The 13654-nt window shown below is 38.8% G+C and carries 11 protein-coding genes; 4 read left to right on the top strand and 7 right to left on the bottom strand.

Annotated elements, in window-relative coordinates; translation table 11 throughout:
* Positions 1-112: 112 nt before the first annotated feature.
* The 4 genes from PluTT01m_RS03890 to PluTT01m_RS03870 all read left to right on the top strand — a co-directional run bounded on the left by PluTT01m_RS03890 (position 113) and on the right by PluTT01m_RS03870 (position 4496).
* Positions 113-1045: an alpha/beta hydrolase family protein gene (locus PluTT01m_RS03890; RefSeq protein ID WP_109791334.1), complete on the top strand. Its 933-nt coding sequence runs from the start codon at positions 113-115 to the stop codon at positions 1043-1045.
* Positions 1038-1952 (top strand): transglutaminase domain-containing protein, encoded by a 915-nt coding sequence (locus PluTT01m_RS03885; protein ID WP_011145128.1) that lies wholly within the window; start codon positions 1038-1040, stop codon positions 1950-1952. Before PluTT01m_RS03890 ends, PluTT01m_RS03885 begins: the two co-directional genes overlap by 8 nt.
* 5 nt (positions 1953-1957) lie before the next feature.
* The gene (locus PluTT01m_RS03880) at positions 1958-2896 is read left to right on the top strand and encodes a ketoacyl-ACP synthase III family protein (RefSeq protein WP_011145127.1); all 939 of its coding nucleotides are present in this window, start codon (positions 1958-1960) and stop codon (positions 2894-2896) included.
* Positions 2897-3236: 340 nt separating this feature from the next.
* Complete coding sequence (locus PluTT01m_RS03870) at positions 3237-4496, top strand: pyridoxal-dependent decarboxylase, exosortase A system-associated (RefSeq protein WP_011145126.1); 1260 nt, start codon at positions 3237-3239, stop codon at positions 4494-4496.
* An 875-nt stretch (positions 4497-5371) separates the two neighbouring features.
* Here PluTT01m_RS03870 and PluTT01m_RS03865 read toward each other — a convergent pair.
* From PluTT01m_RS03865 to PluTT01m_RS03835, 7 genes are all read right to left on the bottom strand, one after another.
* Entirely contained in the window at positions 5372-5557 is a 186-nt protein-coding gene (locus PluTT01m_RS03865) for a hypothetical protein (protein WP_109791333.1), read from the bottom strand.
* A 564-nt stretch (positions 5558-6121) separates the two neighbouring features.
* A complete protein-coding gene (cas6e, locus tag PluTT01m_RS03860) occupies positions 6122-6796 on the bottom strand; it encodes a type I-E CRISPR-associated protein Cas6/Cse3/CasE (protein WP_011145124.1) in 675 nt (224 codons plus the stop codon).
* Positions 6783-7529, bottom strand: coding sequence for a type I-E CRISPR-associated protein Cas5/CasD (cas5e, locus tag PluTT01m_RS03855; RefSeq protein ID WP_011145123.1), 747 nt, complete (start codon positions 7527-7529; stop codon positions 6783-6785). The genes cas6e and cas5e overlap by 14 nt, the downstream gene beginning before the upstream one ends.
* A 10-nt stretch (positions 7530-7539) precedes the next feature.
* Complete coding sequence (gene cas7e / locus PluTT01m_RS03850; protein WP_011145122.1) at positions 7540-8574, bottom strand: type I-E CRISPR-associated protein Cas7/Cse4/CasC; 1035 nt, start codon at positions 8572-8574, stop codon at positions 7540-7542.
* Between the two features lie 20 nt (positions 8575-8594).
* Complete coding sequence (gene casB, locus PluTT01m_RS03845) at positions 8595-9176, bottom strand: type I-E CRISPR-associated protein Cse2/CasB (RefSeq protein WP_011145121.1); 582 nt, start codon at positions 9174-9176, stop codon at positions 8595-8597.
* A complete protein-coding gene (casA, locus tag PluTT01m_RS03840) occupies positions 9176-10780 on the bottom strand; it encodes a type I-E CRISPR-associated protein Cse1/CasA (RefSeq protein WP_011145120.1) in 1605 nt (534 codons plus the stop codon). Before casA ends, casB begins: the two co-directional genes overlap by 1 nt.
* A 14-nt stretch (positions 10781-10794) precedes the next feature.
* Positions 10795-13512: a CRISPR-associated helicase/endonuclease Cas3 gene (locus tag PluTT01m_RS03835; protein ID WP_011145119.1), complete on the bottom strand. Its 2718-nt coding sequence runs from the start codon at positions 13510-13512 to the stop codon at positions 10795-10797.
* Positions 13513-13654 lie beyond the last annotated feature (142 nt).

Genomic DNA, 13654 nt, shown 5'->3' with positions numbered 1-13654 from the left:
AGAGTATCGTATAAAGTTGGTAAAAATAACATTAGTAGAAAAAACTTTTTGTTTTTGGCATGGAATTTAATCATTTTACTAAGAAATGGCAATAAAATGGAGACTTATTCAAATGCTAAATAGAGTCAATGATATATTGCACATCATTGGTAGTGGAGTAATGCATTACAATTGGCTATCTTCATTAGGAACTATTTCTGCTACTCTCTGGTATCCTGCATATGCAGGGAGTGGTACCGTAAAACGATACCGAAATATATTACATGCAAAATCAGAAGAAAGTGCGATCCCCATGGGAACAAATTGGCCATTAATAGTAATTTCTCATGGTTCTGGTGGTTCTTGTTTTGATCAATCATACCTTGCTGAGTTTTTATCAACACAAGGTTTTGCTGTGTTAGCCGTGGATCATCAAGATATTCAGGATGCTCGCTATCGTTGGATGAATTTGACAACCAGACCTCAACGTTTAGTGTATGCATGTGATGCGTTACTTTTAGAGGCCCTAGGCGAGAGAATAGACTTTTCGCGTCCATTGGTGATAGGCCATTCTGCTGGAGCGTATGATGTATTAGTGATGTGCGGTTGTCAGCCCTGTTTTGAACTGGAACCCGAACTTTCATCAGTACTCAATGAACTATCGTGTTTTGCAGTTGAGCAATGTTTAGTTAAGGGTATTTGTGCTGTGATCTTACTAGCCCCAGCTTTGTCAAATTTGTTTCTCGCTAATACTCTAAATGAGATGCTTTTACCGACTTTAATTTTATCAGGTGAAAGAGATACTATGAAGTTGCTAGGATCACCGACTGACTACGCAACGCACTTGCCCCACGTTGAACATCATATCCTCTTTGGAGCTGGTCATTACGCTTTTGTTTATGAATTTTCTCCTTTATTGAAAGCATTAAATTCAGTCGTTAGTGGTGGTGATTATGTACCAAGAAAAGAGTTGCATTATAAAATAATGAACTATATTTCAGCTTTTATAACACCATTTAACACAGAGGAAATTATATCTTTGCCAAGGGAACCGATTCATGCTTGATCCTATTAATCACTACCGGCAGCATACTGAGGTAACATTAGCAGCATCATATTCATCTCAGCTTGATGATTTACCTAATGATGTGGAAGGGTTAATTTCTATTGTTCAGAATTTATTGATTCACTATCAGACAGAAAAAGATAAACTTAATCCAGATATCATTTCTATGCGCAATACAGAAATAGATAGCCGCTGTGTTTCACTGATGCTAAAAAAACTTTTGTTACTTGATGATTCAAGTTTTTCAAATCCTCGGCCCCCAGAAAAACGTCTATTATCTACTTGTCGGGATTTTTCGGTTTTATTATGTTCCTTTATGCGACATAAAAATATTCCGGCAAGAGTCCGCTATGGATTTGCACATTATCAGTATAACGATGAATGTCCGATGCATGATCATACTTTAGTAGAATATTGGAATGGTACTAGATGGTTATATGCCGAAAGTCGATTAAATTTTTTGTCTAAGCCATTATTGGGGGCTAATCCATCAGATTTTCCTCGACATTTATTCTTTAGTGGAGCAGAAATATGGAGGCATATCCGACAGGGAACAATGAATGAGCGTATTTTCAGTGGATATCGATTTGATGATGGATATGGGCAATGGATAGTACGTAATTTATTCTTTTTAGACTTAGCTTCACTGGCTGGATATGAACCATTGATATGGGATAGCTGGGGAATATTACTGGAGGAAAATCCTGGAGCCAGGGTGACGGATGTGCAACAACTAAACTTCTTGGATCGTATGGCATTGTTAGATCCTTGTTTACCCGATGAATGTAATGAACTAATTACGTCTTTTAATAATTACAATGAATTGAGTTATCAAGGAAAAGTTCATAGTTTTAGCCCAGTATCCGGTGCTTATTGTGTCGATTTACATGCCAGATGGAGTAAATAATTCATATGATGACATTAGAGACAATTACTAGCTATGTACCTCAAAAGAGGCTTAAGGTTGAACGGGAATACCAACGCTTAGGTTTAACCCAAAATGAAGCGCGGGTGTTTAGCCGTATGTATGAATTAACTCATTGTCCGGTAGAGGAAGGCAGTGAAGAAGAAATGCTGCTAAAACCCTGCAAGGAATTATTTCAACAAGTTCCCCACATTAAGCAAGAAGTCGTACTGCTGGTTTATGCTCATACGGGGACTATAAGTAGTGTATGGGGTCAAAATATGGCTTCATTACTTGTTCGGTGCCTACAACTACCTAATGCTGTTGCTATAGGAACTAGCAGCAACAATTGTGTATCCATATTTTCCGCATTATCTTTAGCAAAACATTATTTACAAAATGCGCTTCCTAACAGTAAAGCTCTGATAGTTGTCGGGGAAATTGCTGACAGTTTTGAACTCAGAATAGTACCTAATGTAGCGGTAATCGGTGATGCCTCCGCCGCCGCTTTGCTCTCTCTGAACGGTCAAGGTTCAAGCATTCTTGCACATTCTATACATACTTACCCAAAATATTCTCAAGGTATTTGGTTACCAACTAATTCTGCTGCTTATCGAGATTTCACAGCGAATTATCAACTCAGATTACAATCTGTAATTCAAGATGTATTACAGCAGGCGGATATTACGATGGATGATATATCGTATATTATTCCACATAATGTGAATATTTTGATATGGCGTCAAGCAGCAAAGTTTATGAATATTCCTATAGAGAAGATATTTCTTAAAAATATTAGTGAAACAGCACATTGCTTTGGTGCCGATATGCTTATTAATTTACATGCGTTAAAAAATAGTGGAGCATTACATTCAGGAGATAACATTTTGCTGATTTCTGCCGGAGTAGGTGGTCTATTTGGTGCCTCTTTATTGCTTTATTCGTGATTAACCAGTTCTGGATGTAAAAACTGTAGGCTATAGTTAATTATTATGGAGATACCCTTTGTTTTTTAATCAAACAAATGTATTTTTATTTCTATGGAAATAGATGGGGGTATAATTTTAAAAATACCAGAGATTAACTCCATTCATAAGAATTTTATAATTCTGTTGGTGGATTATACCCTATGGATTTCAAGATGGATCGCGACGGCAAAGGAGTGAATCCCCGGGAGCATAGATAACTATGTGACCGGGGTGAGCGAGTGCAGCCAACAAAGAAGCAACTTGAAAGATAACGGGTATATATATACTAATGCTGTCTTTTCCTAATGTGAGGTAAATTATGAATATAGAAAATAGAATAACACAGAAAAGTTTATCGATGAAAATCGCAGAAACATTTGTCATTAAAGACGATTGTTTGGAAATAGGAGGAATACCATTAACCCGACTGGAAACTCAAATAGGACAGACTCCTTTTTTTGCCTATTCTAGAAAACATATTGACCAACAAGTGTGTCTATTACGTAAATATTTACCTGAAAAAATTAGTATTCATTATGCAATTAAAGCAAATCCTTTCGTACCGCTTATCCACCATTTGTCCCAAAAAATTGAAGGGTTTGATGTCGCATCTGCAAATGAGATGGCATTAGCTCTAAATACAGGCGTTTCTCCTGAAGATATTAGTTTTGCAGGGCCGGGTAAAACAGATACAGAATTAAAAAGAGCAATTGCTGCACAGGTATTGTTAAATGTCGAATCGTTAAATGAATTACGGCGAATTCAAATATTGTCTGAAAAACTTGGCTTATGTGCACGTGTTTCTTTACGCATAAACCCTGATTATAATCTTAACTCTTCCGGCATGAAGATGGGAGGAGGACCACGCCAGTTTGGTATGGATGTAGTTTATGTACCCGAAGCACTAATGTTCATACGTGATTATCCAGATTCCCTAGTTTTTGAAGGATTCCAGATTTACCCTGGCTCACAAAATTTATGCGCAGAACATTTGATTGAAGCACAAAATAAGGCTCTTAATTTAGTAATTGAGTTATCACATTCTGCTCCATCTCCAGTACGTCGCTTTAATCTAGGAGGTGGTTTTGGAGTTCCTTATTTTCAGGGAAATACAGAACTGAATATTACCGAAGTGGGCAATGCAATGCACAAACTAGTAGAGCGTGCAGAGAAATTTTTACCGGAAGTGGAAATTATTTTGGAATTAGGCCGTTATTTAGTTGCTTCATCTGGAATTTATGTTACTAAAATTGTTGAACGCAAAATTTCCCACGATATGACTTTTTTAGTTACAGATGGTGGAATGAATCACCATCTATCTGCATCAGGAAATTTGGGGCAATTAATAAGAAGAAACTATCCTGCAATCATTGGTAATAAAATTAAAGGAGAGAAACGTGAAACAGTGAATATAGTTGGTCCACTCTGTACTCCACTAGATATTCTTGTTCATCAAGGAGATATGTCAGTAGCAACTCCAGGGGATTTAGTGGTAATTTTTCAATCTGGTGCTTATGGTTTAAGCGCAAGTCCAAATAATTTCCTAAGTCAAACAAATGCAGTAGAAGTATTAGTTTAGTAGTTACTAATATATTCTTTAGCAATTGATAAACTGTTGGTTAATGTAGAAATATCTCTTTTAAATTTATTACGTAATTCTTGGGGGGGAACCCCCAAAATTATACATTGGTTATATTTTTTAATATTTTCATGTAAGAATATTTAGTGAAGTAACTAAAGTATCTATCTTGAATTTTATTTTTAATAGCTTTTAATGAATTTATTAATTTAAAAATATAAAGCAACAAGCTATGCTTTGTTATTTTACTGATTATGACTCCAAAGAATTATAATAATATTTTTCATGGATTTCCATTAAGCATGAATAAAAAATCAACACATTGGAGTCATGACTCAATAAGTTAGTTAATAGATTGTCGCGATTTAAAATTACTTTTTGGTATACGGATAATTATCAGGTTTACAAGAAATCACCGCAGGAAAAGTCTATTCAAGGAAAGTTTTTACATTATGCATTGAACGGAAAAATTTGATACACAGTAACTGCTCCAACTATCTGAATTATAATACCTTGGAATGTTCTATACCCTCCCCTATGGATTTCAAGATGCATCGCGACGGCAAGGGAATGAATTCCCTTCCCAAAGGTTTATTGAAATCTGAGAGAGAAATAGCAATATAATCAATAACACAATCATCATATCCCCGTAAAAACGGGGAGCATTTCTACTTCAACTATCATCATGAAACCTGAATCTGGTTTATCCCCATAAATTCAAGGAACACTGCCCCCCCTATGTCAATTACCCTTCCGGATGACGGTTGATCCCCGTAGATTACGGGGATCAAATGACAACAAATGGAGATAGTTCTGTATTTAGCGGTTTACCCCCGTAAAAACGGGGAACAAGTCCATCTCTGCCAGCTAAAACGCTAACTGTTCGGTTTATCCCCGTTAATACAGGGAACACGCTTCCAAACCCAAAACACAACAGTATCAGTTCGGTTCACCCCGTGGGCACAAGGAACACACCAATTACTACCGACTACATCACTGTTACTGTCCGGTTTATCCCCGTAGAGGTAGGGAACACCAAGGAAGCCAATGATCAGTGTCATTTTCGTACGGTTTATCCCCATGAGTACAATACAGGGAACACATCCTTAGCTTTATAACTATTTGGCGCACTGCTAGGTCCATCCCCGTAAGTACAGGGAACATTTAGCGAACATAGTAAAGCATCACTCATGCCGTGGTTTATCCCCGCAAATACAGGGAACACTTAAATTCTCTCTTTGACAAGATTTATCGAGTTTGGTTTACCCCGGTAATGACCAGGAACACTCAGTGACACCGATATCCTACCATTAATTATAGCGGTTTATCCCATTAAACACAGGAAACATATTCTTCCCTGTACAAATGTATACCAAAATTCAGGGTCATCCCCACAGAGGTGAGGAACACGGTAATTATTTTATCAATATTTCCAAGAGTAACAACTACGCCTTACTCTACAGGATGATATTAGTTAGCAATATCACTTTTTACCATGCTTTTGAAGCATAACACGAACGCCTAACAACAGCGAATTTGCTACCTTTAACATCAATATCCTCATACAACAAAGAATATTGCATTACGATCTTCAACAAAAATAAATTTAAATGACATCCATGCCATTATACTGTTCTGATTAACATCAATCCGCATCCCATCGCTTTAGCACGACCAAAGCCTTTTGCATACTGTTCCAAATATAGCTCACCATTGGTAATCGTCAGAAGCCCTTGAAAATCTACACTGGAAAATTGTATTTTTTGCCCCTGCTTTTTTACACTTCGATGCTGAGTATAACCTTCAATATCCAGTAAATTGTCAAACTGAATACCCCACTGCTGCATACGACGATGGTTTAACAGCCAATTACGGGCAGCATTCTCCATCATAGCTTTTATTTTCCCCTGTTCCGTTTCACCTTGCTGTTTTGCCTGAAACTTAGCATGCATCAAGACATCATGACGCTGACGTTTTCCAGAAGGATCAGTAATACAGATCGTTGGATTAACGCGCAATTTGAAAGCTAAACGCTGCCCCTCCTTCAATTGAGGATAAAATGCTTTCGTTTCCACCTCAAACAATGGTGACTCAGTTTGAGGCGAGGTTTTAGATAAAACATAGAATACAGGTAATCCCATTATTCCGATCTCTTCCCGAAATAGAAATTGCCGTTTTTCGTCTGTTGAAAACAATTTCCATAACAATTGATGAGAAGTATAAACGCCATTTGCACTCAATTTTGCTAATATATTTGCTGTTTGACTCGATTGCCGAAGCACAATTTTAGACAAATACATCAACACCCTCCTCGATAGAAAGTTGATACATAGTACGTTGCCGGAATTGCCAACGCCCCCGGTTAATCGGCTCATCCCAAGGATGACTGATTAAAATATTTGAAGAGATAATTTCATCTTTATTTCCCTCCCAAAAATAAGTCACAATACCGTTTGCACCTAGCCATAACTTATCTTCGCTATCAGAATGAATCAGCGGTGGAAAAGAGATATCCAATGCCATTTTTAATGCCGATGACGTAATGAGTTTAGGGCTGAGAGGCAAAGCAAGCGGGCAAGATTTACGTCCAAGATGCAAGATAAATACGGGCTTAAGTAAAGCATCCCGGAATCGTTCAAGCGTAAAACAAGCGTGTTCAGTTAATGTAATAGCAACGATCCAAATACCATCACAACGATAATCACGATTAGACAGTATGGTATTAAGTTTATCTGACCTTAATTCACTTTTACGGTTCTGATGAACCACATTATTATTGTGCGTCGGCACCTGCGTCGTATGATAATCACGCATTAAAGAGCCGGGAACGGTCTGCTTAATGGCAATTAACACACTTTTTTGTAATTTTGCTAATTCAGACTCATTATCTCGTTGAATACCTAGCGCTGCGCCTAATAACCCCAAAATCGCCGAGCGACCAGGATACAATTCCGTTGGCCTTTCTCCCCCAACCGCAGGTTGTCCCCAACTTGCCATCGGGCCATATAATCGGAAGACTAAATATGCTTTCATTTTGCCCCCATTACTGTGCAGCAAATTCAAGCAGTTCGGCCAAAGTTCCTTCCCCAGTGAATGTGTTGAATTTATAGCGGTCATCGGCACAAGTACCGTAAACCAGATCAATATTGCGCATTTGGCTTTCTAATGCATTAATTGCCGATGAGCCCTGGTCGCTGTCATTAATAGGCTTTAAAAATGCAACAGATAAAGAACGAGGTTGTTGCTCGCCTTTCTCAATGAGAGCAAAACTGGCATAAGCACGAGAAGCAAAACTATTTTGTTTACCCGCAGGCGATACTTTCACAGCGGCTTCTGTTAATGCTTTAATCGCTTTATTAGCCAGGGCTTCATCACCATCCAAATTTTTTATTAATTGCGTTTTATTAATGCAGATATAACTGTAAAACAGCGCGGCGGCAAAACCCAATTCCCCTATATGGGCCGATCCCGTATCTTCCTTACCATCATTTAAATCATCCACCGCTGTAAAATAATCATCTTCAATAACCACACTATGTACACTAATAGCATGAGCGACCTGACAGGCAGCCTCGACGTTAAATGCCGGACTTGAAGCTAACATCCGACCAAATAAAGCAATATCCACCGCGGTTTGCTTAGTTTTTAATAAATTAAGCTCTTCAGGCGTTGGTGCCCGGTTTTCTTCCGCCAGCACCGCAATCAACGACATAACAGATTGTTGCTCTTCCGGGCTGATATGCGCCAATTGTTCAATTTCTAAAGCATCTTTTTTCGTTTTGCCAAAAACACCAGCAATAGTCATAGCCAATGCTCTAGCCGATTTTTCTTTCACTCCAGCCTTGATCAACGCTTCAAATACCTTGATACCCAGTCGCTTGGTGCGAATACCAATATTCTCTGATAGCACCTGTTCAAACAATTCAGAAGTACGCCAGTGACGTTTTAAACTTTGAGAACTCACACGTAAACGTTCAAAACCGCCCATTTTCGCTGTCTTAGGCCGGCCTAAATCATCACGATTCAGATTAGATGGCGCATAGGAAGTTAATAGGTGTAATTGAATAAACTGACTCATAATAATCATCCTAAACTCAATTAATGAAAATCCGATAAATCAACCGATTTACCACTAGCAGCACGGTAATAATCCATACCCCACCTCACTTTGATACGCCTATCCGCCTTGCATGGTCGTAATTGCTCATATTCAGCAAACCACTCCTCAATATCCCGCGCTAAAGCCAAAACAGAAATATTGCCTTTGATTTGCTGTAAAACCCGACATAATCGACGTAATAATTCATTCGGTGTTTTAGCATTTTGTAATTGTGAAAATCTTAATTCACTGACCACCGGTTTATTTCCTCCTCCTTTCTTACCCGCCGCTACCGCCAATTTGATATCACTGTTGTTTTTAACATGAACTAATGCCACCGCCATCGTGGCCCAATATTCCAATTTTATCGGATTATCCGACAAACTAATTTCATCAGGTAAGCTGAGCCATAAAGCCCGAAAGCCTTCAGTTAACATAGCCATCTCAACACTGTCACAGCGCTTTAACTGAGCTCTATAAGTAGAAGGGGCTGGAATAATACCTTTCTCTTTTAGCTGTTTTGGTGACATAAACATACTTTGCCACCAATGCAATAATATGATTTCACTCTTACTGTCCATTACACCTCCTCTTTCCCGGAGTGAATATGATGATTAGTGATAAATGTTTTGATCTCTTTTAACGCTTTTTGTCCATATAACCCGATAATTAACTGCTGACGCGCTTTCATACGTTTCGCTATTGAACGCTCATTTCCTAATTCAGATAAAGCAACATATTCATCAAATAAATCTCTACAGAGATAACGCAAGGTATTGAGCCAATGTTTGGCCTGTTCTGGTGTCAGAAACGGCGCATCGGAATTTGCATTATCGATAAGTTGATGCACCACAGAAAAAAATAGCGATTCACTTTGTTGCCAAAAAGTCAGGTCAATAAAGGAAGTGTCTCCTTTCACATCAACGGGCTTTTCAAACCAAGCCGCTTTTATTTGATTCCGGCATAGCCAAATCATATTGATTGCCAGCTTTTGTAGCTCTTTGACTTGATATAGAATCTTTTCCTGTTGTTCAAATAAGACAAAAAACAACGGCACAGTGACAGAATACCAACAACGTGCTTTCATATTATCCATATCGTAGCCAAACACCCACAGACGAGGCATTACCCTTCGGAGTTCAGCAAAATGACAACATAAAGAGTAAAAATGGCTTACAACCGGCGCACAACGCTGTCCACTCTCATGGCTGGTAAAGACTAAAGCATCCCAAATTTTATATGTCACCCCTCCCGGTTGGCCTTTAATCGATAAGGGTGGTGTTAGTTTTTTAGGATCCCATTTATAGGGCGTTAACGGATGGCTCCAATTACCGGTATAATTGCCGCCATAGTTTTGTGCCCGATATTCAGAGACAGTGAACTCAGAATATTTACCTGAAATTTTGCAAATATTCTCACCCTTTTCCACTATAAGACGTATACGTCTCGGCATTGCCCAATACATATGTAAGGGATGCACATCCGTAGCATGAATTTCTGTCCCTTCATTAACACTCACTTTTGTTGGCGCTAACCAGGGAAAAACCTGAGCACTGGTTAAATCAGGTTCTGAATAATGCCATTCACTTCGACTAATAACGTTTAACCACAGTTTTTGCCATAATGTGGCATCGGTTTGTTGCGGCACCACTAACGTGGTTAATGGTCCCCCACCTCGTAATCCGACTCGATGTCCCACCCCTCCTGACGGTGCATTAATTTGTAAGGTAAACAGTGCCAAAGTCGCCATTTCAAGAGACATCACATCTCCGATGCCACGTTTAATGAAATGATCCGTATTCAGTCTTAAACCATTCGCTCCCGGTGCTTCAATTAACAATCCAGCTACAGTGGTTGATTTTACTGTTTGCAGCGGATCAAAATCCTGCATAAAAAGAGGCCCTATACCGGTAACATTAAAAGCATGTATCACTTTATTAAAATTTTGTTGTAATACCTTCTTATCAGGTGATGTTTCATAGAGAGCATGCCATTGATATTTATCTTCCGGCGCAAAAACGGTTTGTAATAAACCAATGGCAAATTGGCAAGCTGCTCCTTGAAAATCAGCTCGCGGTAAAGCAAAGTCCATAACATCATGATCACATATCGCATTAATGGGCAGTACTTTTTCACTGCCATCACGCAACCGAAAGGGCAACCACGGGTCCTGAACTAAGTTCATAACACCTCCTGCTTTTATCTTTCACAAAAGCCTATTGTTGAAGAATAAGTAAAATTCGGATCTTGATCTGGCAACCAAGGTTGCAAATATCTAACTTGGTAATATCTCTGTTGCAATGCATTGAGAGCAGGTATTAATTTTGTTGGAATTGGGGCTAATTTATCCGCATACTTATTTCTGGATAATTTAATCGTACTCAGTGACACTGAAAATTCGGCTGAATTTACCCAAGGTACAAGTTGTCCTGAATCCCCTTTTTTCAATAATAATACCTCAACAGTTTCAATATCACTGTAGCGAGCATTAATATCTGAATCATCCTCATACCAATGATCAGCACTTCGATCACAATAACCATATAATTGCCACTGTAACCAATAAGACTTAGCTTTAGCTGCCTGACTTCGCTCCTCATCAATTAATTCATTCTCTTGATACTTTAACACTTCCGGTGCTTGCTCATAAGCATGACCATAAACCGCATCAATTAATTGGCGTGTTTCCGCAGGCATACGTATAGCACCCAGTTTTCTCAATATGCGCATGGTTAACCACAAACGTACAGGCGAGCGATAAACATATTGTGTGTTACGAAAATTATGGCTTAGCCAATCTGATCCAGGTTGCTCCCGCCATTCAGGCGCATGGATAAACAATATGGGTGTAGGACGTGAATCTTTAATACCCCATCGATAAATACCATCACTATCGCGAGTATGGCGATGCAAGCGCCCGGCTCGCTGAATGAGATCATCAATAGGGCAAAGATCTGAAATCATGACATCGGCATCAGTATCTAAACTCGCCTGGAATATCTGTGTGGTAATTAATGCTTTGCCCCGCCGCAATTCACCATGACTATTTTTATCAAAAATAGTCAATACATGATCTTCAATCTCTTTTCGGTGTTGCAATATAAACTGGCTATGAAATAACAGACAACGCTCAGGTTCAGTAAGTAAACTTCGCAGTGTCTGATAAGCCTCAATAGCATCATCTACTGTATTTCGTATCCAAACGACACATTGCCCTTGTACAATGGCGGCTAATACCTTTTCAACACAACTGCCAACGCTATTTAAGAAATCAACTTTGATTTCCCGGCTAACATCTTTTCGGCTTGATAACGGTTGTTCAATAACGGGCAATATGGCATTTAAACTTATTTTGGTTGCTAAAGGAAAATCATTTTTTTGCAATAATTGAGAACTCAACCCGCCAACATTTAGCCAAATATCCGTTAAACGTTGACGCTGTTTAAAGGTCAATGTTGCTGTCAATAAAACAGCTGAACCGCCCTGATAAAGATGCAGCGCTAATAAATTTTCCAGTAAATTAAACATAAATTCATCAGCCGCATGAACCTCATCAACGATTAATACTTTACGATTAAGCCCAAATAATCTTAATGATTGATAGCGCCTTGGTAATACAGCCAATAAAGCCTGATCAATCGCTCCGATTCCGGCAGGCGCTAACAGTGCCTGCTTACGTGGGTCAGCTAACCATTGATTACACTGCGCTGAAGCAGCGATATCTGTTTTACCATCGTTTCTATCTGGATGACCTAACGCTAAAACGGGTTCATGAAATTGATTATTCATCCCCCACGTACCATGAGCTAAAACGATATTTGGTTTACTGTCATCCTCTGTCAAGAGCATTTGCTGGTAATGTTGAGCAATCCGGCTAAATATTGCATTAGAAGACGCTATTGTAGGCAAACCGAAATAAAAACCATCAGCGGCTTTTGCCTGCATCAAACGATGTGTAAGAGCAAGCGCCGCTTCTGTTTTACCCGCTCCAGTAACATCTTCTAAAATAAATAGCTGAGGAGAATCATCTACAGGTATTGATTCGGCCCACTGTTGCAATGGTGTTGCAGCAAAACCGTAATATTCCTGAATAGAAATAAACGGCTTGACTACCGGCGGTCTCCCTAAATTTATCGCCATAACCGCTTTTTTTGCCATTGCTTGAGCATGTTTCCAATAATCTGTTAACGGCATAGGTTTAGATTGATACGTAAAATAATGGCTATCAGAACCAATCCAATCCGCCAATATTGCAATACCAGCAAACTGCCAGCTCACTTGTTCCAGTCGCCTTCGCCACTCTTTGGATTGTAATTTTTCAATGGGAAACTCAGGTTGAAATAATTCAACCAAATGATGTGCAAAGAGGGCGGCAGCATTAAAATTATGAGGTTCAGTAAAATGTTTAATCGCTCTATAGCCTGTTTTATCAATTGGCCGGCCGTGATGTCCTAATACACAATCAATGAATACCATTAAGGTATCAAACATCTCTCGCTGTTCTCTGTGCTCAGCACCTTCAATATTAACGAGTCTATTAAGTAACTCTGCTTTGATATTTTCCCAGAAATACAACCCTATACGATCATGACAAAAATAACGGCCATCATACTCTTTGGGGCAATCTGGTCGATGCAGACCGACTGCCAAACCGGGAAGTAATTTTTGAAAAGCAGAGGCAAATTTACCAATATCGTGCAAAGCCAATATAAAAGAGACCATGCTTCGTAACTGCTGCGTAGATAACGCTAAAAAGCTAGCAAGATCTCTAGTTAACGATCTTTCTAAAGAGAGTAACTGCATTCCTACCGCAGCAACATCTAAACAATGGTAAGGAAGTAGATGATAATCGGCACTATCAATCTCTAAGACTCGCTTCGCCTTACCCCAGTATTGAAAATAAATTGGCATTTCCATCTAAAATCCTTACTTGAACATCTCTTTTACCTATTTTTAGAACATAATGCGAAAATTTAGATCATAAAAATACTAGTTTCTGTTTTTTTAGGATAATTCTGTATAAAAACTCACTATCTAAACAGACGAATTTTTGGCCTAT

The organism is Photorhabdus laumondii subsp. laumondii (genome assembly GCF_003343245.1).
Lineage (GTDB): Bacteria > Pseudomonadota > Gammaproteobacteria > Enterobacterales > Enterobacteriaceae > Photorhabdus > Photorhabdus laumondii.
Note: the sequence above shows the minus strand (reverse complement) of the source record. Positions and strands in the feature narration are given on the sequence as shown.